The 17,163-nt window shown below is 64.3% G+C and carries 17 protein-coding genes and 1 pseudogene; 8 read left to right on the top strand and 10 right to left on the bottom strand.

Annotated elements, in window-relative coordinates:
- Window positions 1-126 precede the first annotated feature (126 nt).
- The 7 genes and pseudogenes from ACSKB9_RS24875 (at window position 127) to ACSKB9_RS24845 (ending at window position 6,829) form a co-directional block, all read left to right on the top strand.
- A complete protein-coding gene (locus ACSKB9_RS24875) occupies window positions 127-1,332 on the top strand; it encodes a CaiB/BaiF CoA transferase family protein (RefSeq protein ID WP_438076396.1) in 1,206 nt (401 codons plus the stop codon).
- A gap of 287 nt (window positions 1,333-1,619) precedes the next feature.
- Entirely contained in the window at window positions 1,620-2,936 is a 1,317-nt protein-coding gene (ugpB, locus tag ACSKB9_RS24870) for a sn-glycerol-3-phosphate ABC transporter substrate-binding protein UgpB (protein ID WP_438076394.1), read from the top strand.
- Window positions 2,937-3,100: 164 nt separating this feature from the next.
- On the top strand, window positions 3,101-3,982 hold the full coding sequence (ugpA, locus tag ACSKB9_RS24865; RefSeq protein WP_438076392.1) for a sn-glycerol-3-phosphate ABC transporter permease UgpA: 882 nt from the start codon (window positions 3,101-3,103) through the stop codon (window positions 3,980-3,982).
- Window positions 3,982-4,831, top strand: a pseudogene (gene ugpE, locus ACSKB9_RS24860) (sn-glycerol-3-phosphate ABC transporter permease UgpE). Before ugpA ends, ugpE begins: the two are co-directional and overlap by 1 nt.
- Complete coding sequence (locus ACSKB9_RS24855; RefSeq protein WP_438076390.1) at window positions 4,831-5,913, top strand: sn-glycerol-3-phosphate import ATP-binding protein UgpC; 1,083 nt, start codon at window positions 4,831-4,833, stop codon at window positions 5,911-5,913. Before ugpE ends, ACSKB9_RS24855 begins: the two are co-directional and overlap by 1 nt.
- Window positions 5,914-6,083: 170 nt before the next feature.
- Complete coding sequence (locus tag ACSKB9_RS24850) at window positions 6,084-6,509, top strand: Hsp20 family protein (RefSeq protein ID WP_057020402.1); 426 nt, start codon at window positions 6,084-6,086, stop codon at window positions 6,507-6,509.
- A 50-nt stretch (window positions 6,510-6,559) separates the two neighbouring features.
- A complete protein-coding gene (locus ACSKB9_RS24845; protein ID WP_016843536.1) occupies window positions 6,560-6,829 on the top strand; it encodes a DUF1150 family protein in 270 nt (89 codons plus the stop codon).
- Window positions 6,830-6,903: 74 nt separating this feature from the next.
- Here ACSKB9_RS24845 and ACSKB9_RS24840 read toward each other — a convergent pair whose 3' ends face one another.
- The 4 genes from ACSKB9_RS24840 to ACSKB9_RS24825 form a co-directional block, all read right to left on the bottom strand.
- Window positions 6,904-7,251 carry a DUF6665 family protein gene (locus ACSKB9_RS24840; RefSeq protein ID WP_438076388.1) on the bottom strand — a complete coding sequence of 116 codons (348 nt, stop codon included), beginning with the start codon at window positions 7,249-7,251 and terminating at the stop codon, window positions 6,904-6,906.
- A 106-nt stretch (window positions 7,252-7,357) separates the two neighbouring features.
- Window positions 7,358-8,890 (bottom strand): AMP-binding protein, encoded by a 1,533-nt coding sequence (locus ACSKB9_RS24835; protein WP_438076386.1) that lies wholly within the window; start codon window positions 8,888-8,890, stop codon window positions 7,358-7,360.
- A gap of 123 nt (window positions 8,891-9,013) precedes the next feature.
- Entirely contained in the window at window positions 9,014-10,144 is a 1,131-nt protein-coding gene (locus tag ACSKB9_RS24830; RefSeq protein ID WP_438076384.1) for a DUF5938 domain-containing protein, read from the bottom strand.
- Between the two features lie 36 nt (window positions 10,145-10,180).
- Window positions 10,181-10,984, bottom strand: coding sequence for an SDR family NAD(P)-dependent oxidoreductase (locus tag ACSKB9_RS24825; protein ID WP_057020396.1), 804 nt, complete (start codon window positions 10,982-10,984; stop codon window positions 10,181-10,183).
- 364 nt (window positions 10,985-11,348) lie between these two features.
- On the opposite strand from ACSKB9_RS24825, the gene ACSKB9_RS24820 reads away from it, so the two are divergent.
- The gene (locus tag ACSKB9_RS24820) at window positions 11,349-11,954 is read left to right on the top strand and encodes a TetR/AcrR family transcriptional regulator (protein ID WP_026192040.1); all 606 of its coding nucleotides are present in this window, start codon (window positions 11,349-11,351) and stop codon (window positions 11,952-11,954) included.
- Between the two features lie 194 nt (window positions 11,955-12,148).
- On the opposite strand, the gene ACSKB9_RS24815 is transcribed toward ACSKB9_RS24820, so the two are convergent.
- The 6 genes from ACSKB9_RS24815 to lptB all read right to left on the bottom strand — a co-directional run bounded on the left by ACSKB9_RS24815 (window position 12,149) and on the right by lptB (window position 17,088).
- Entirely contained in the window at window positions 12,149-12,409 is a 261-nt protein-coding gene (locus ACSKB9_RS24815) for a HepT-like ribonuclease domain-containing protein (protein ID WP_438076382.1), read from the bottom strand.
- Complete coding sequence (locus tag ACSKB9_RS24810; protein ID WP_057020394.1) at window positions 12,410-12,706, bottom strand: nucleotidyltransferase family protein; 297 nt, start codon at window positions 12,704-12,706, stop codon at window positions 12,410-12,412.
- A gap of 55 nt (window positions 12,707-12,761) precedes the next feature.
- Window positions 12,762-13,223 (bottom strand): PTS IIA-like nitrogen regulatory protein PtsN, encoded by a 462-nt coding sequence (gene ptsN / locus ACSKB9_RS24805; protein WP_016843543.1) that lies wholly within the window; start codon window positions 13,221-13,223, stop codon window positions 12,762-12,764.
- Window positions 13,224-13,454: 231 nt separating this feature from the next.
- Entirely contained in the window at window positions 13,455-14,054 is a 600-nt protein-coding gene (gene hpf / locus ACSKB9_RS24800) for a ribosome hibernation-promoting factor, HPF/YfiA family (protein ID WP_028337939.1), read from the bottom strand.
- Window positions 14,055-14,240: 186 nt separating this feature from the next.
- Window positions 14,241-15,896, bottom strand: a complete 1,656-nt coding sequence (gene rpoN / locus ACSKB9_RS24795; RefSeq protein WP_438080388.1) for an RNA polymerase factor sigma-54 — start codon at window positions 15,894-15,896, stop codon at window positions 14,241-14,243.
- 205 nt (window positions 15,897-16,101) lie between these two features.
- Window positions 16,102-17,088, bottom strand: a complete 987-nt coding sequence (gene lptB, locus ACSKB9_RS24790) for an LPS export ABC transporter ATP-binding protein (RefSeq protein ID WP_431016063.1) — start codon at window positions 17,086-17,088, stop codon at window positions 16,102-16,104.
- Between the last annotated feature and the right edge of the window lie 75 nt (window positions 17,089-17,163).

Below are 17,163 nucleotides of genomic sequence, written 5' to 3'. Positions count from 1 at the left end.
CGCTTGGCGAACGCATGCGCCGCCTGCTGCATGGGCCTGCGCCGACGGAAGCATTGCTGCCCCGGCTGAAGACCGTTAGCTCTGGGACCCTCGTTATCTGATCCCAACTGAGCGAAGGTTGCTTCCATGAATACCCCAGCGGCTACGGGCGCGATGACCGGCCTGCGCGTGATCGATCTGACGCGCGTGCTCGGCGGTCCGTATCGCACCCAGATTCTCGCCGACCACGGCGCCGACGTGATCAAGGTCGAGCCGCCCGCCGGCGACGAGGTGCGGGACTGGGGTCCTCCCTTCCACGAAGAAGACGCGGCCTATTTCGTCGGCATCAACCGCAACAAGCGCTCGATCGGCCTCGACCTCGCTTCCGAGGGCGGGCGTGCGGTGCTGATCAAGATGCTCGAGACCGCCGACGTGCTGATCGAGAATTTCAAGCCGGGCACGCTCGACAAATGGGGCATCGGCAACGACGTGCTGCGCGCGAAATTTCCGCGCCTCGTGCATTGCCGGATCTCCGGCTTCGGCGCCGACGGCCCGCGCGGCGGCAATCCCGGCTATGACGCGATCATCCAGGCGATGACCGGCATGATCGCGGCGACCGGCTCGCCGGAGAGCGGCCCGATGCGGATCGGCGTGCCGCTGGTCGACATCACCACCGGGCTCTACGCCACGATCGGCATCCTGATGGCGCTGTCGGAGCGGCAGCGGTCGGGGCTCGGCCAGTTCATCGAGACGACGCTGTACGAGACCGGGCTCGCGATCATGCATCCGCACACCGCGAATTACTTCATGCACGGCAAGCCGCCGTCGCTCACCGGCAACGAGCATCCCAACCTCGTTCCTTACGCGATCTTCCCGACCAAGACCGACAACATCTTCATCGGCGTCGGCAATGACGGAACCTTCCGCAAGCTCGCCAAGGAGATTGGCAAGCCCGAGCTCGGCACTGATCCGCGCTTTGCCCGCAACAAGGACCGCATCGCCAACCGCGATGCGCTCCGCGTCGAGCTGGCTGCGGTGTTCAGCCAGCACGAGGCCGAGCCGCTGTGCAACCGGCTGCTCGCCGCCGGCCTGCCGGCGGGCCCGGTGCAGAAGATCGACCAGGCGCTGACCAACCCGCACACCATTCATCGCGGCGACATCATCGAGAAGGATTGGTACAAGGGCGTCGCCTCGCCGATCCGCCTCGAACGCACCAAGCCGAACCTGCGCCGCACGCCGCCGAAGTTCAGCCAGCACGCCGCGGAAGTGCTCGGCGAATTCGGCTACTCGAAGGACGAGATCAACGGCCTGGTTGAAAAGGGCGTGGTCTGCGGTCCCCAGCGCAAGCGCTAAAGGCGTTTTGAGCCTGTTCCGCACGTGATTGCGGGATGGAGATCAGTTCGCGTCAGGACAAAGCTGATGCGTCGGCCCGTCGAACCGGCCGACGCATCAACACTGCGGTGCAGCGTCGCGGCCGGCGTTGCACCGCACGGATGCGGCTGCGGTCTTCGCCTTTTTTACCGCTTCCCTTCGCTTCGGCTTCCCCCTACCATGACTTTCGTTTATACGGTCATTCGAACGTCATCCGGCGCTGATAACGCGCGCAACGAAAGACGACGTTCCAATTGGGAGGGGTTTTGATGTTCTTTCGACGACTAGGCGCTGCCGCGGCAGCCGCTGCCGCGCTTGCATTCGCGTCGCCCGCGTTCGCGGTGACCGAGATCCAGTGGTGGCACGCGATGACCGGCGCCAACAACGACGTCATCGTCAAGCTGGCCAACGACTTCAACACCTCGCAATCCGACTACAAGGTGATCCCGACCTACAAGGGCGGCTACGCCGACACCATGAACGCCGGCATCGCCGCGTTCCGCGCCGGCAACGCGCCGCATATCATGCAGGTGTTCGAGGTCGGCACCGCGACGATGATGGCCGCCACCGGCGCCGTCAAACCGGTCTACAAGCTGATGGCCGACGCCGGCGAGAAGTTCGATCCGGGCGTCTATTTGCCCGCGATCACCGGCTACTACTCGACCTCCAAGGGCGAGATGCTGTCGTTCCCCTTCAATTCGTCGTCGACGGTGATGTGGATCAATCTCGATGCGCTGAAGAAGGCCAACATCGCGGAGATTCCGAAGACCTGGCCGCAAGTGTTCGACGACGCCAAGAAGCTGAAGGCGGCCGGCTACGCCACCTGCGGCTTCTCCGGCTCCTGGGTGACCTGGGTCAATCTCGAGCAGCTCTCGGCCTGGCACAACGTGCCGCTCGCCAGCAAGGCCAACGGCCTCGACGGCTTCGACACCGTGCTCGAGTTCAACGGTCCGCTGCAGGTCAAGCATCTCGAGAACCTCGTCGAGCTGCAGAAGGACAAGACCTACGACTATGCCGGCCGCACCAACACCGGCGAGGGCCGCTTCACCTCGGGCGAGTGTCCGATCTACCTGACCTCGTCGGCCTTCTTCGGCAACGTCAAGGCGCAGGCCAAGTTCAACTTCACCGCGGCGCCGATGCCGTATTATCCCGACGTCAAGGGCGCGCCGCAGAACTCGATCATCGGCGGCGCCTCGCTCTGGGTGATGGGCGGCAAGTCGGCCGAGGAATACAAGGGCGTGGCCAAGTTCCTGACCTTCCTCTCGGACACCGACCGCCAAATCTGGATCCACAAGGCCTCGGGCTATCTGCCGATCACCAAGGCGGCCTACGCCAAGGCCAAGGAAGAGGGCTTCTACAAGGACCAGCCCTATCTCGAGACCCCGCTGCTCGAGCTCACCAACAAGGAGCCGACCGCGAATTCCCGCGGCCTGCGCCTCGGCAACATGGTGCAGCTGCGCGACATGTGGTCGGAGGAGATCGAGCAGGCGCTGGCCGGCAAGAAGACCGCCAAACAGGCGCTGGACGCCGCCGTCGAACGCGGCAACCAGATGCTGCGGCAGTTTGAAAAGACCGCCGTCCGCTGACATGATGCCTTCGGGCATGATCCGGAAAAGTGCGAAGCGGTTTTCCGAAAAGATCATGCCCAGACGACAAGCTAAAGCGCGATGACGATCCAACCTCATCTCATCGCGCTTTAGGGTCATCAACCGGCAGGCCGCACCCGCGGCCTGCCCTTTCTTCCGAGCCCATGCAAAAGCAAGCGATTTTCCAATCAAAGCTGTTGCCTTACGCGCTGGTTGCCCCGCAACTGGCGATCGTCCTGATCTTTTTCTACTGGCCGGCCGTGCAGGCGGTGATCCAATCCTTCCTGCTGCAGGACGCCTTCGGCCTTTCGACCACTTTCGTCTGGTTCGAGAACTATCTCGATCTGTTCAAGGAGCCGGCCTATTTCGCGGCGATCGTCCGCACCTTCGTGTTCTCGTTCGCGATCGCGGTCTCCTCGCTGTCCTTCGCGCTGCTGCTCGCGGTCATGGCTGACAGGCCTCTGCGCGGCTCGACGCTGTATCGCACGCTGCTGATCTGGCCCTATGCGGTGGCGCCGCCGGTGGTCGGCGTGCTCTGGGTGTTCATGCTGCACCCCTCGCTCGGCGTGCTGTCGCGCTATCTGCGCGCCATGGGCATCGACTGGAATCCGCTGCTCGACGGCGACCAGGCGGCGGCCCTGATCATCCTCGCCGCGGCATGGAAGCAGATCTCCTACAATTTCCTGTTCTTCCTCGCCGGGCTGCAGAGCATTCCGAAGAGCGTGATCGAGGCCGCCGCGATCGACGGCGCCCGTCCGATGCGGCGGTTCTGGACCGTGATCTTCCCGCTGTTGTCGCCGACCATCTTCTTCCTCTTGGTCATCAACATCGTCTACGCCTTCTTCGACACCTTCGGCATCATCGACACCATGACCCGCGGCGGTCCCGGCAAGGCGACCGAGACGCTGGTCTACAAGGTCTATACGGACGGCCTGCTCGGCGGCAATCTCGGCTCGTCGGCGGCGCAGTCGGTCATCCTGATGGTCATCGTCGTCATGCTGACGGCGATCCAGTTCCGCTTCGTCGAGCGCAAGGTGACCTACTGATGGTCGAGGAGGAAGGCTTCCAGCGCGATCTGGCTCACGCCATCCTGTGGATCGGGATCGCGATCGTCGCCTTCCCGGTCTGATCTCGCGCTGGTCGCCTCGACCCAGGACAACGCCGTGATCGCCAACGGCCAGATGTCGCTGCTGCCCGGCGGCCATTTCCTCCAGACCTACTACCAGACGCTGTTTGTCGGCACGAGCGGCTCGACCCGCGAGCCGGTGCTCCACATGATGCTGAACTCGCTGGTCATGGCGCTCTTGATCGCGGTCGGCAAAATCGCGATCTCGATCGTCTCGGCCTACGCGATCGTGTATTTCCGGTTTCCGTTCCGGATGGCGATCTTCTGGATCATCTTCATCACCTTGATGCTGCCGGTCGAGGTGCGCATCTATCCGACCTACAAGATCGTCGCCGATCTGCATCTGCTCGACAGCTATGCCGGCCTGTCGCTTCCGCTGATTGCGTCGGCGACCGCGACGCTGCTGTTCCGCCAGTTCTTCATGACCGTGCCGGATGAATTGCTGGAGGCTTCCCGGATCGACGGCGCAGGCCCGTTCCGCTTCTTCTGGGATACGCTGCTGCCGCTGTCGCGCACCAACATGGCCGCGCTGTTCGTGATCCTCTTCATCCTCGGCTGGAATCAGTACCTCTGGCCGCTTCTGATCACGACGCGCGACGACATGCAGACCATCCAGGTCGGCATCCGCAAGATGATCACGACGACGGACGCGCTGACCGAATGGCCGATCGTGATGGCGACCGCGTTGCTCGCGATGCTGCCGCCGGTGTTCGTCGTCGTCGTGATGCAGAAACTGTTCGTGCGCGGATTGGTGGAGACGGAAAAGTAATGGCCAACGTCACGCTGCGCAGCGTCCGCAAGACCTATCCCGGCGGCTTCGAGGCCATCAAGGGCGTCGATGTCGACGTCGGCGACGGCCAGTTCTGCGTGCTGGTCGGCCCATCCGGCTGCGGCAAGTCCACGCTGCTCCGCATGGTCGCGGGGCTCGAGACCATCACCGGCGGCGAGATCGACATCGGCGGCCGCGTCGTCAACCAGGTCGAGCCCGCCGATCGCGACATCGCGATGGTGTTCCAGAACTACGCGCTCTATCCGCATATGAGCGTCTACAACAACATGGCGTACGGCCTGCGCAACCGCGGCATGGCCGAGGCCGAGATCAAGACCCGCGTCGAGGAAGCCGCGCGCGTCCTCGAGCTGTCGCCGATGCTGGAGCGCAAGCCGCGCCAGCTTTCCGGCGGCCAGCGCCAGCGCGTCGCGATGGGCCGCGCCATCGTACGCCAGCCGAAAGTGTTCCTGTTCGACGAGCCGTTGTCGAACCTCGACGCCAAGCTGCGCATCGCGATGCGGGTCGAGATCCGCAAGCTGCAGCGCCGGCTCAACACCACGTCGATCTACGTCACCCACGACCAGCTCGAGGCGATGACGCTCGCCGACATCCTCGTCGTCATGAACGGCGGCCAGGTCGAGCAGGTCGGTAATCCGCTGGGCATCTACCAGAAGCCGGCGACCACCTTCGTCGCCTCCTTCATCGGTGCGCCGCCGATGAACCTGATGCCGCTACGTGCGGACGAGCTGAAGTCCCAGATCACGGGCGCAGACGGCGCCGGCATTGTCGGGATCCGGCCGGAGGATTTCGTGATCTCGAGCGAGACCGGATCCGGCGGCATCGCGCTTGGCCTTACGGTCGAGGCGATCGAGCATGTCGGCGCCGAGACCTTCGTCTATGGCAGCCGCCAGCGCGAGGAGCAGGGCGTTGCCGCCAATCCGGGCGAGCTGCCGCCGGGCGAGGTGATTGTCCGGGTTCCCGGCGTCTCGGGTCCCGCCATCGGCGAGCGGATCCGGGCCGTCGCCCCCCGCGACAAGCTGCATCTTTTTACCGCCGACGGCCGCAAGCGCGTCGGGGAGTAACCGATCGGGAAGAATTTACCCCCATGTTGCGGGCGTTTAGGCTGGTTTCGGGGCTGCTTGAACGCTATCCAGATCGCCCCCATATCCCTCACTGACCGGAGGCCAGACGGCCCGCCGGTTGCATGGGGCGCCGCAAGGGCCCCTCAAAGTCGCTTCGAGAGGACTTTGTAATGTCTCGTGTTCCATCGTTGTCCAGTCCGTTCCTTCTGGGATTCGACGAGATCGAGCGTGCGCTCGACCGCGTCGTGAAGGGCGCCGACGGCTATCCTCCGTACAACATCGAGCGGTGCGACCGTACCAACGGGCAGCCTGAACGGCTGCGCATCACGCTGGCGGTGGCGGGCTTCACCCGCGACCAACTCGATGTAACTATTGAGGAAAATCAGCTCGTCATCCGCGGCCGCCAGCAGGACGACAAGGCTCGGCAATACATCCATCGCGGCATCGCCGCGCGCCACTTCCAGCGCACCTTCGTGCTGGCGGAGGGGATGCATGTGCTGGGCGCGGATCTGAAGAACGGGTTGTTGTCGATTGATCTGGCCAGGCCGGAACCTGAACGGGTCATTAAGACAATCGCTATCAATGAGCACGAATAATAGAAACAACGAGCGGACTCGACCGCTTATCTGACTGAGGAGTCGAGACCATGAGTGAACTGAGTACCACCACCATCGAATCCGAGAGCGTCACGCCGGAAGCGCTGGCCCATCTGGGCGAAGGTCATATCGCCTATGTGAAGCAGGTCCGCTCCGAGGACGTGCCAGATCTCTTTCCGCAGGCGCCGAAGATCGCGCCGGGCCTCAAACTGTTCGCACTGCACGCCGCCGACGGCACGCCGATCATGCTGACCGACAGCCGCGAAGCCGCGGTCGCGAATGCGTGGAGCAACGAGCTGCAGGCCGTCAGCGTCCACTGACGCAGGGTTGAACTCAGCAACCGCGAATTCAATGCGCGGGCATGTCTCGACACCGAGGCGGCCCGCGCATTTTTTTATGGCGATGAGGTCGACGTGGCGAGCATCGGGCCCATGCTGAGCTGCACCTCGCCGGGCACGTTGTAGTCGCGCATCAGCATGCGGTTGTTGCGCAGCCCGCAGGCCTCCCTCTGCACCACGAACATCCAGAGCGCATGGCCGGCCTCCCGCACCAGGAGGCGCCGTGCCTGCTGTGTGGGCGCCTGTGCTTCAGCGCGCGGATGGGCGGCATCGAACTCGCGCAGCCTGGCGAGCGCCTGTTCCAGCGCGCGGCCCATGCGGCCGAGCGCACTCGCCCTCTCTTCGGCGAGCTCGTAAGCGAGAACGTCGACGGGAACGCGATCAAGGCGAAAATCGCGGGACATCAGCCATCCCTGGTTCGCACACGCGATGTTGCGCGCGTCCGTCTTCCGGCGTCATCGGCTGGTTGTCAATACATGTTCAGGACAAGGCACTTTCGCGCGAAGCGGATCAGAACCGCGGCTCGAGTCGCTTGCGGATGTCCGGCTTCAGCACCTTGCCGACCTTGGAACGCGGCAGATCGTCCCAGACCTCGATCTGCTTCGGCGTCTTGACGCTGCCGATCTGCTGCTTGACGAAGGCGGCGAGCGCGGTCGCATCGACAGTGTGGCCGACGCGCGGCTGCACCACGGCGACGATCCGCTCGCCCCATTTGTCGTCGGGCAATCCGATGACGGCACAATCCTGCACCGCCTCGTGGGCGCGCAACGCGTTCTCGACCTCGATCGAATACACGTTGAAGCCGCCGGTGATGATCATGTCCTTGGCGCGATCGACGATATAGAGATAGCCGTCGCCGTCGATGTAGCCGATATCGCCGGTGTGGTGCCAGCCATGCGCCGAAGCCTCGCGCGTGGCCTCGGGGTTCCTGTAGTAGCCTTCCATGACAAGCGAACCGCGCACCACGATCTCGCCGCGCGATCCCGCCGGCAACAGCTTGCCGTCGCCATCCATGATGCCGGCCTGCACCAGCGGGCCGATCCGCCCGGCCGACGAGAGTCGCTCCATCGCGATGGTGCCGTCCGGATTGTAGTGATCGGCGGGCGGCATCATCGAGATCATCATCGGCGCCTCGGTCTGGCCGAACAGCTGCGCCATCGGCCCGATCCGTTTCAGGGCTTCGGCGAGCCGCGTCGCCGAGATCGGTGCCGCGCCGTACCAGAAACATTGCAGCGAGCTGCGATCGGCCGCGTCGAGCCCGGGATGATCGAGCAGCATGTAGATCACTGTCGGCGGCAGGAAGGTATGGGTGACGCGATAGCGCGCGATCAGCGCCAGGAACTCGCCGATGTCAGGGTGGTGCATGATCACGACGCGGCCGCCCAGCGTCATGATCGGGAAACAAAGCACGCCGGCGGCATGCGTCAGCGGCGCCAGCGCGAGATAAATCGGACGGCCCTTGAACGGGTAGCCAATCAGGGTCAGCGCGGTCATCGCCTCGATGTTGCGTCCCGACAGCATCACGCCCTTCGGCTTGCCGGTGGTGCCGCCGGTGCCCGGGATCATCGCGAGATCGTCGATCGTGGCGCGCTGATAGACATCGTCGGCGAGCCCGCCGAGCCAGCGGTCGAATGACGGCGCGAACGGCAGCTCGGCGTCGAGACAGACCAGCGCGCGTAGCTTGGGTAGGTCCGGCCGGACCGCGTCGACCATCGGCGCAAAGCTGGAATGAAACAGCAGCAGGCTGCAATCGAACTGATCGAGGATGAACTTGTTCTCGGTCGCCTCGTTGCGCGGATTGATCGGACACCACACGGCAGCCGCGCGCGAGATGCCGAACACGCAGGCGAAAGCGAGCGGATCGTTGCCGGACAGGATCGCGACCTTCTCGCCCGGAGAGATACCCGACCGCTCGAGCCCGCGCGCGATCCGGTAGCTCAGCCGCTGCACCTCGCCATAGCTGAGATCGCGGCCGTCCATGGTCAGGCACGGCGCGTCGGCGCCGAGCGAGGCACCCTTGTCGAGATAATCGATGAAGCGCATGGCACGTCTCGCGCAAGAGGCGGGTGACGCGCTACGCGTCACCCGCGGAAGGTGCGTTTTCGAGCAAAACGAAAACGCTTCAGGGAACGGAGTGTTGAGCCCCGATCCGATCGGGGCTCAAGCTCAATCATGCACGGTCAGGACCGGCTTGCCGACCAGGCCGAAACTGCGCAATTGCCCGAGCAGCTCGCGATGGCCGAACGCCTGACAGCCGGAGGCGAAGCCTACGCGCTTGGGCGGCTGCTGCAGCAGGTGTGCGGCAGCATAGGCCTGCAACATGCCGGTCTGCTTGTAGTTGCTGTTGCCGTAGATGACGCAGTGCGCGCGCCCCAGCGGGCCGGAGGCGTACACCGAATCCAGCGACTTGTTGACGCGTGGGTTCTCGCGCGGCGGCATGGTGTTCATCACGCCGGCAGCGGTCTGCGCCAGCGCGGCGTAGCGGTCGTCGGGCTTCATGTCCTTGGTCGCCTGCAGCGCGGCGGCGACGATCTGCGGCACGCCCAGCATCAGCCCGCGATTGAACACGCCGCCCAGCACCTTGACGTTGGCCACGCGCGGATCTTGCTTGAACCACACCGGGTGCGATGTGCCGCCCCACGGCAGCGCCAGCGCCAGCTCGTGCTGGCCGGGGATGGCGAGGTTGTAGAGGCCGGCATCGGGCTGATGCTCGACGTACTTGTTCTGCTCCAGATAGTAGGCCTTGGCCATCGCGGCGTTGACCAGGATGGTCTGCGTCGAGGCGATGGTCGGGCTGCCGCCCCAGAACACGGCGATATCGAGCGTGTCGAGACCGGGCGTTTCCAGGCACAGCTGCGCAGCGATCTCGCCGGTGGTGTACATCTGCGCGATGCCCGGCGCCAGCAACAGGCCGGCATTGGCGAATTTCGTACCAAACTCGTGCTCGAGCGTGATCAGCCAGTCCTGCTCGCCGGTCGTGTCGGTGTAGTGGCACCTGGCAGCCAGGCAGGCCTGCACCACCTCGCCGCCGAACTTGGCGAAGGGGCCCACGGTGTTGAGCACCACCGAGGCGCCCTTGAACAATTCGGTCAGCGCGGCCACGGTGTGCGGCACCGACACGACCTCGTAGTCGGCGGTCTCGATGCCGGCCACGTTCGACTTCATCGCGGCGTTGAGCTTCTCGGCGCTGCGGCCGGCGGCGATGAAGGGGATGTTGTACTCGCGCAGATATTCGCAGACCAGCCGGCCGGTATAGCCGGATGCGCCATAGACGATGACGGGCTTCTTGTCGCTCATTGCGATCCTCCGAAATGCTTGTTGTCGGCTTTGTTGCTACATGCCCATGCCGCCATCGACCGGCAGGCCGATGCCGGTGATGAATCGCGCATCGTTCGAGCACAGGAACACGGCGGCGTCGGCGATGTCGGAGACCTCCGCGAGCTTGCCGAGCGGCGTCTGCTCCACCACCGAACCGACAGCGGCGTTGACGTCGGGCGCGAGACCGATCTTCACGATGTCGTTGGCGAGCTGCAGGCCCATGTCAGTCGGGATCAGGCCGGGATAGATGCAGTTGACGCGCACGCCATAGCCGAGCTTGCCGGCTTCCATCGCGCCGACCCGCGTCATGCGGTCGACCGCGGATTTGGTGCCGGAATAGACCGCGATGCTCGGGAACGCGATCGTCGCCGCCACCGAAGCGATGTTGACGACCGCGCCGCCCTTGCCCGCGGCGCCGCCCGGCCGCATCGCGCGGAAGGCGTGCTTCATGCCGAGCACGGTGCCGACGATGTTGACGTCGCACATGCGGCGCGCGTCCTCGGCCTTGATGTCGGCGACCAGCGAGGTGATCTCGATGCCGGCATTGTTGATCAGGATGTCGAAGCCGCCGAGAGTTTCGACCGTCGCTGCGGCGGCCCGCTCCCATTGCGCATCGTCAGTGACGTCGAGCTTGACGAAGCCGGTCTTCACCCCGGCCTTGGCGAATTCGGCGGCGCTGGCCTTGCCGGCGTCGTCGAGAATATCGCCGATCATGACCGCGGCGCCGGACCGCGCCAATGCCTGCGCGATGGCCGCGCCGATCCCCCGGGCGCCGCCGGTGACCAGGGCTTTCCTGCCTTCAAGGCTCTTCCCACTCATGACGTAGTCCTCCCTTTGCTTGCCGATTGATGGTGGTGCTGACAGAGGCAGCGCGGGCCGGGCCTGCGCATTTGGAGCGCAATGGCGATCGCGGCCGGCTTCGGCAGGGCGCAGCGTTGGCGCGCCCCGGCGGTGCATTTCCTCCTGGTTCGTCGATTGGTCAGCCGTCTTGACGGTTGTCCAAATTATTTCGCCAACCCTCGTCCAGGAACTTGACACTTGTCAAGTCTGAATTTGACAAGTGTCAAAGAGGATGGTTGTGAAGAGATGGAGCGCGCCGCGGTCGTCGCGGTATAGTTGCTTGAGGGAAGAAGCAGAGGAAAGGCACGGAATGGCGCGGCAAGCGACAGGAGCGGCCCAACGCGTGGCCGTAGCGGCCGAGGCGCTGCGCGACGAGAAGTTCAACGCGCGGCGCGTCGAGCTCGCGGAGGCCGCGCTGGAGACGCTTGGCGAGCTCGGCTTCGCGCGCACCAGCCTGCGCGAGATCGCGCAGAACTCCGCATTCACGCACGGCGTGTTTCACTACTACTTCAGCGACAAGCTCGATTTGATCTGCTGCTGCGTCCGCCACTACAAGGCGAAATGCGTGACGCGCTATGACGAGGTGGTGACGACAGCACGCAGCCGCGACGAATTGACCGAAGGCTTCCTCGCCAAGCTCGCGGCGACGCTCGAGAACGAAGCGCGCATGCATCGGCTCTGGTACGATCTGCGCTCGCAGGCGATGTTCGAGCCGGCGTTCCGCAAGGACGTGCTCGAGATCGACAAGAGCCTGGAAGCGATGATCTGGCGCATCGCCACGCGCTACGCCGAGCTCGGCAACAAGCGGCCGGCATCGTCACCGGCGGCGCTGTACGCGCTGTTCGACGGCCTGTTCCAGAGCGCGCTGCTCCGGCATCTCGCCAATGACGAGAAGGCTATCCCCGATTTGCTCGACGAAGTCCGCCGCCTGCTGCCGACGATCTGCTGAGAGGTTTGCGAACGCTCCGTAGCCCGGATGGAGCGCAGCGTAATCCGGGACTGAACTATCCGCAGTTAGAGTAGCTCCGGATTGCGCTTCGCTCCATCCGGGCTGCGGACTACTCCAATGAAGCTTTGAGCGCCAACAGCGCGGCCTTCAGCGTTGGTAGATCATCCTTGACCGCTTTCCAGATGATCGTGGCGTCAACGCGCTGGGTAATCATGCCGCAAGACGTTGCCTATGCCAGCGATGTCCTTCCAGCGGACATCCTCGTGCTGAGCCTTTAACTCGCTGCCGAGGTGGCGGCTCGCTTCCGAAATGACTTCGATTCCGCGTTCAATTGCGGAGCGCAGCAGCCACGAGCGCTCGTAGTCGCGGATGGATTTTCCTGCCAACGCCTTTTCGATGCCACGGATGCTTTCGAGCATGTCGTGGATACGAAGCAAGGGGGAACGCTCGACCATTCAGAAAACCCGCGTTGCCTCCGCCTCGATCCGCTCTCGAATCAGTGGATGAAGTCCTTTGCGTGTGGTGAGATCGACTTCGACGCCGAGACTCTCTTCGAGCAGTCGCTTGGTCGCGACCAGGTCGAGAGCATTGAACCGGCTGCGAGGATCGTAGTCCACGAAAAGATCAATATCACTCCCTGCACGAGCCTCGTCGCGCGCAGTCGAACCAAATAGATACAGCGAAGTCGCCCCGAGTGCCTTGATGGCATCGGCCTGGTCACGGAGCTTCCTGAGGGCTTCGGTTCGCGTCATGAACGAACTATACCACGGGCCGCCAAGCGCCCGCAAAATCGTACGGCAGGCGGCCTTACGCCGCGCTCGCCGGCGGCAGTGCGAGCACCGAGTAGATCGCCTGGGCGTCGCGTGAGGCACGCAGCTTCTTGGCGACGTCCTGGTCGCGCAGCAGGCGGGCGATCCGCGCCAGCGCCTTGAGATGGTCGGCGCCGGCGCCTTCCGGTGCGAGCAGCAGGAAGATCAGGTCGACCGGCTGGCCGTCCATCGCCTCGAAATCGATCGGGCGCTCGAGGCGGGCGAAGAAGCCGAACAGCTTCTCCAGCTTGGGCAGCTTGCCGTGCGGAATGGCGACGCCATAGCCGACCGCCGTGGTGCCGAGCTTCTCGCGCTGCAGCAGCACCTCGAAGATGGCGCGCTCATTCTGCCCGGTCAGAGCGGAGGCACGCGCGGCGAGTTCCTGCAGCGCCTGCTTCTTGCTGATGACTTTCAAAGCCGGGAGAATCGCCTCGGGTGCGACCAAATCGGTAATCGGCATTGGGACGTTCCGAGGTGAATGACCGTCAGGTTGCGAAATAGGCTTTACAGCGGCGGCGTCAAGAAGATGAGGTGGGATGCGGGCTTAGCCCGGGTCCGGTTGGCAGGGCTTCTACTCCAACGTATCGGCGGTGCCAACACCTGCGAACCCTGTTCCGCCCCCCTTGTTCCTGGAGGCGGCGGACCATAAGCAGGGCCGGCTTCGGACGTCAATGCCATCTGCCAACTATCCTCAAGGGCTCACCGCCGGCGGATCGACCCAGCCGACATTGCCGTCCGTACGGCGGTAAATGATGTTCAACCGGCCGCTGCCGCCATGCTGGAACACCAGGCAGGAGGCGCCGGTCAGATCGAGCTCCATCACGGCTTCGCTGACCGACAGCCGCTTCAGCGCGGTGGTTGCCTCGGCAATGATCACCGGGCTGTATTCGGTGACCTCGTCCTCGTTCTCGGGCGCCTCGATGACGTAGCTCGGCGCGTCGAGCCCGACGCCGTTCAATTCGGCAAGCGCGGCAGTCGCGGCATAGGTCTTGCGGGCGGAGCGATCCTTGAGCCGGCTCTTGTAGCGGCGCAGGCGCTTCTCGATCATCAAGAGCGCGGCGTCCGCGCTGGCATAGGCGTCGGTGGCGTTGGATTCGGCTTCCAGCGTGATGCCGGAATCCAGATGCAGCGCGCAATCGGTTCGGAAGCCGAAGCCATCCTTGCTCAGCGTGATGTGACCCGAATAGTTGCCATCAAAATACTTTCGCAGGACCTCGTCGGTGCGCTCGCTGACGCGCGCGCGAAGCGCCTCGCCGATGCTGATGCTCTTTCCCGAGATTCGAAGGGTCATTTGATGCCTCAATTGCTGGATGCCTCGATCACTCTTGCAGGAGCATGATGCTTGCTGGGCTTCCGGTTACCTCCCTTTTCTGGACGACGCTCGACCTGGAAAGATTGAGACTATCCCGATTTGGCGCGAACGCAACGAGCGCATGGCCCGGTCCGTACCCGAACGGGGTCACGCTCAAGAAGTAACCTAAACGGAGGCTGTATCGCGCGACCGGTCGGACGAGGAGGCAGGAGCCGAAAGGGCATTACCGAGCATGCTCTGTTTGTCACGGCGGCGCTGCACCGAGGATGGTATCCGCATCGCCTCGCGATACTTCGCGACGGTACGGCGGGCGATATCAATGCCCGAGGCGCGCAAACGTTCCACGATCGTGTCGTCGGACAGGATCGCCGACGGGGCCTCGCCGTCGATCAATTGCTTGATGTGATGACGCACCGCTTCGGCCGAATGCGCCTCGCCGCCGTCGGCCGACGCGATCGAGGCGGTGAAAAAATACTTCAATTCAAAACTGCCGCGATTGGTCGCCATGTATTTGTTGGCGGTGACGCGCGACACCGTCGATTCATGCATCTGGATCGCGTCCGCGACCGCCTTCAGATTGAGCGGCCGCAAATGCGCGACGCCATAAGTGAAGAAGCCATCCTGCTGGCGGACGATTTCGGTCGCGACCTTCAGGATGGTGCGGGCGCGCTGATCGAGCGCGCGGACCAGCCAGGTCGCATTCTGCAGGCAGTCGGTGAAGTACGACTTGTCACCGTCCTTGCGGATCGTCTTCGACAGCTCAGCGTAATAGGTCTGGTTGACCAGCACGCGCGGCAGAGTGTCGCGATTGAGCTCGACATGCCAGCCGCCGTCGGGACCCGGACGCACATAGACGTCGGGCACCATGGTCTGCGTCCGCGCGGTGCCGAACTTCAGTCCGGGCTTCGGGTCGAGCCGGCGGATCTCGGCGATCATGTCGGTGATGTCTTCGTCGTCGACGCCGCAGAGCTTTCGCAGGCCGGCGATGTCGCGCTTGGCGAGCAGGTCGAGATGCTCGACCAGCGCCTGCATCGCCGGATCGTAGCGGTCGAGCTCGCGCAGCTGGATCGCGAGGCATTCGCTCAGGTTTCGCGCGCATACGCCCGGCGGATCGAATTTCTGCAGCACGGCGACGACCTCGTCGACCGCCTGCTGCGACGCACCGAGCCGCTCGGCAGCCTGGCCGAGATCGGCCGGCAGGTAGCCGGCGTCGTCGACCAGGTCGATCAGATACTGCCCGATCATGCGCTGCGCCGGCGACGAGAACGCGACCGCGAGTTGTTCGGCGAGGTGATCGGCAAGCGTCAGCTCGGCGGCCACGAAAGCTTCGAGATTGTACTCGTCGTCGCTGGAGGCGCCGCCGCCCCATTCGGTGTAGACCGATGGTGGCGCGTCCTGCGCTGCGCGCGCCGCCGCTTCCGCCGGCTCCTCGGAAAACACGTTGTCGAGGCGGGTATCGAGCGTCTGCTCGATCTCGGCGCGGCTGCCGAGGTCGCGGTTCAGCCATTCCTCCTGGCCGGGCTCGAAGCCGGCCTCGCCGCCCGGGCCTGCGGCCATGTCGGAGGCGTCGCCATCGTCCCCATAGCTGCTGGAACCGTCGGAATCGCCGTAGTCCGGCCGCTCCATGGCGGGCTCGCCGGCCACCGGCGGCTCCGGTCCGTCGGCGGCCCGTTCCAGCAGCGGATTGCGCTCCAGCTCTTCCTCGACAAAGGCCGACAGATCAAGGTTCGACAGCTGCAGCAGCTTGATCGCCTGCATCAGCTGCGGCGTCATCACCAGCGACTGCGACTGGCGGAACTCTAGTCTTTGGGTCAGCGCCATGGAGGCAAGAACGATCCTGAAAGTTGGCTCGATTCTTGCTGATATTAGTCCGAAGCCCTTGTACACGGCTTGACGGATTGGAAAATAGCGATAAGCGCGATCAGCAAAAGTGGACGCCCCGGTTTTGCGTCCGATCGCGCGTCAAATTCTTTAATTAGCGCATGATCTTATCGCCAACCCGCATCACACTTTGGCGGATCTTGCGCTACAGGCGGAATTCCTCGCCAAGGTAAAGCCGACGTACATCGGGATCATTAACGATCTCCTCCGGGCTTCCCTCAGTCAAGATTTCACCGGCATAGACAATATAGGCGCGGTCGGTCAGGCCGAGCGTCTCGCGGACATTGTGGTCGGTGATGAGCACGCCGATGCCGCGGTTGGTGAGATGGCGGACGAGGTCCTGGATGTCGCCGACCGCGATCGGGTCGATGCCGGCGAACGGCTCGTCGAGCAGCATGTAATTGGGGCGCGTCGCCAGCGCGCGCGCAATCTCGACGCGGCGGCGCTCGCCGCCGGACAACGCGATCGACGGGCTCTTGCGCAGCCGCGTGATGTTGAACTCGTCGAGCAGCGAATCCAGCTCGTGCTCGCGCTTCTTCTTCGAGGGCTCGACCACCTCGAGCACCGCGCGGATGTTCTGCTCGACCGACAGGCCGCGGAAGATCGAGGCTTCCTGCGGCAGATAGCCGATGCCAAGGCGCGCGCGCTGATACATCGGCAGCTTGGTGACGTCGTGGCCATCGAGCTCGATCGCGCCGCGATCGGCCTTGATCAGCCCGGTGATCATGTAGAACACCGTGGTCTTGCCGGCGCCGTTGGGCCCGAGCAGGCCGACCGCTTCGCCACGGCGCACATAGATGCTGACGCCGCGCACGACCTGGCGGCTGCCGAAACTCTTTTCCACGCTATGCACAGCCAGATAACCCGGCCGCTTGATCAGCTGCGGCGCGGCGGGAGCGCTGTTCCTGGCCGGCCTCGCACGCGCCGGCGCGGGCGCCGCTGCCGGTTGGGATCGCGGCAACTCGACGCCGGGAGCCGACGCGGCGCGCGCCATCGGCGGCGCATCACGCACCGGAGACGTCAGCATCTCGCCGAACTGATCCCCGAGCGCCGTGATGTCGTCATGCGAGCGCGCAAATCCGGTGCTGCGTTTCGCAGAGCGCCGCCGGAACATGCCGAGAAAATCCACCATCCCCGCTTCGCTTCAGCCTTTCACGGTGATCCCGCGACCTCGCCTGCGCATCGATCGATTCGCGTGCGACGCCGC

This window comes from Bradyrhizobium sp. BR 1433 (assembly GCF_051547665.1).
Lineage (GTDB): Bacteria > Pseudomonadota > Alphaproteobacteria > Rhizobiales > Xanthobacteraceae > Bradyrhizobium > Bradyrhizobium australafricanum.
This window is presented reverse-complemented; position numbering and strand designations above follow the sequence as displayed.

Excerpts from the sequence above, each read along its gene's own strand:
- ACSKB9_RS24830 (WP_438076384.1), bottom strand. The coding sequence starts at position 10,144 with ATGAGCGACAAGAAGCCCGTCATCGTCTATGGCGCATCCGGCTATACC.
- ACSKB9_RS24835 (WP_438076386.1), bottom strand. The coding sequence starts at position 8,890 with ATGCGCTTCATCGATTATCTCGACAAGGGTGCCTCGCTCGGCGCCGAC.
- ACSKB9_RS24815 (WP_438076382.1), bottom strand. The coding sequence starts at position 12,409 with ATGGTCGAGCGTTCCCCCTTGCTTCGTATCCACGACATGCTCGAAAGC.
- ACSKB9_RS24825 (WP_057020396.1), bottom strand. The coding sequence starts at position 10,984 with ATGAGTGGGAAGAGCCTTGAAGGCAGGAAAGCCCTGGTCACCGGCGGC.
- ACSKB9_RS24840 (WP_438076388.1), bottom strand. The coding sequence starts at position 7,251 with ATGTCCCGCGATTTTCGCCTTGATCGCGTTCCCGTCGACGTTCTCGCT.
- ACSKB9_RS24850 (WP_057020402.1), top strand. The coding sequence starts at position 6,084 with ATGTCTCGTGTTCCATCGTTGTCCAGTCCGTTCCTTCTGGGATTCGAC.
- hpf (WP_028337939.1), bottom strand. The coding sequence starts at position 14,054 with ATGACCCTTCGAATCTCGGGAAAGAGCATCAGCATCGGCGAGGCGCTT.
- lptB (WP_431016063.1), bottom strand. The coding sequence starts at position 17,088 with ATGGTGGATTTTCTCGGCATGTTCCGGCGGCGCTCTGCGAAACGCAGC.
- rpoN (WP_438080388.1), bottom strand. The coding sequence starts at position 15,896 with ATGGCGCTGACCCAAAGACTAGAGTTCCGCCAGTCGCAGTCGCTGGTG.
- ACSKB9_RS24855 (WP_438076390.1), top strand. The coding sequence starts at position 4,831 with ATGGCCAACGTCACGCTGCGCAGCGTCCGCAAGACCTATCCCGGCGGC.
- ACSKB9_RS24810 (WP_057020394.1), bottom strand. The coding sequence starts at position 12,706 with ATGACGCGAACCGAAGCCCTCAGGAAGCTCCGTGACCAGGCCGATGCC.
- ACSKB9_RS24845 (WP_016843536.1), top strand. The coding sequence starts at position 6,560 with ATGAGTGAACTGAGTACCACCACCATCGAATCCGAGAGCGTCACGCCG.
- ACSKB9_RS24875 (WP_438076396.1), top strand. The coding sequence starts at position 127 with ATGAATACCCCAGCGGCTACGGGCGCGATGACCGGCCTGCGCGTGATC.
- ugpB (WP_438076394.1), top strand. The coding sequence starts at position 1,620 with ATGTTCTTTCGACGACTAGGCGCTGCCGCGGCAGCCGCTGCCGCGCTT.
- ptsN (WP_016843543.1), bottom strand. The coding sequence starts at position 13,223 with ATGCCGATTACCGATTTGGTCGCACCCGAGGCGATTCTCCCGGCTTTG.
- ugpA (WP_438076392.1), top strand. The coding sequence starts at position 3,101 with ATGCAAAAGCAAGCGATTTTCCAATCAAAGCTGTTGCCTTACGCGCTG.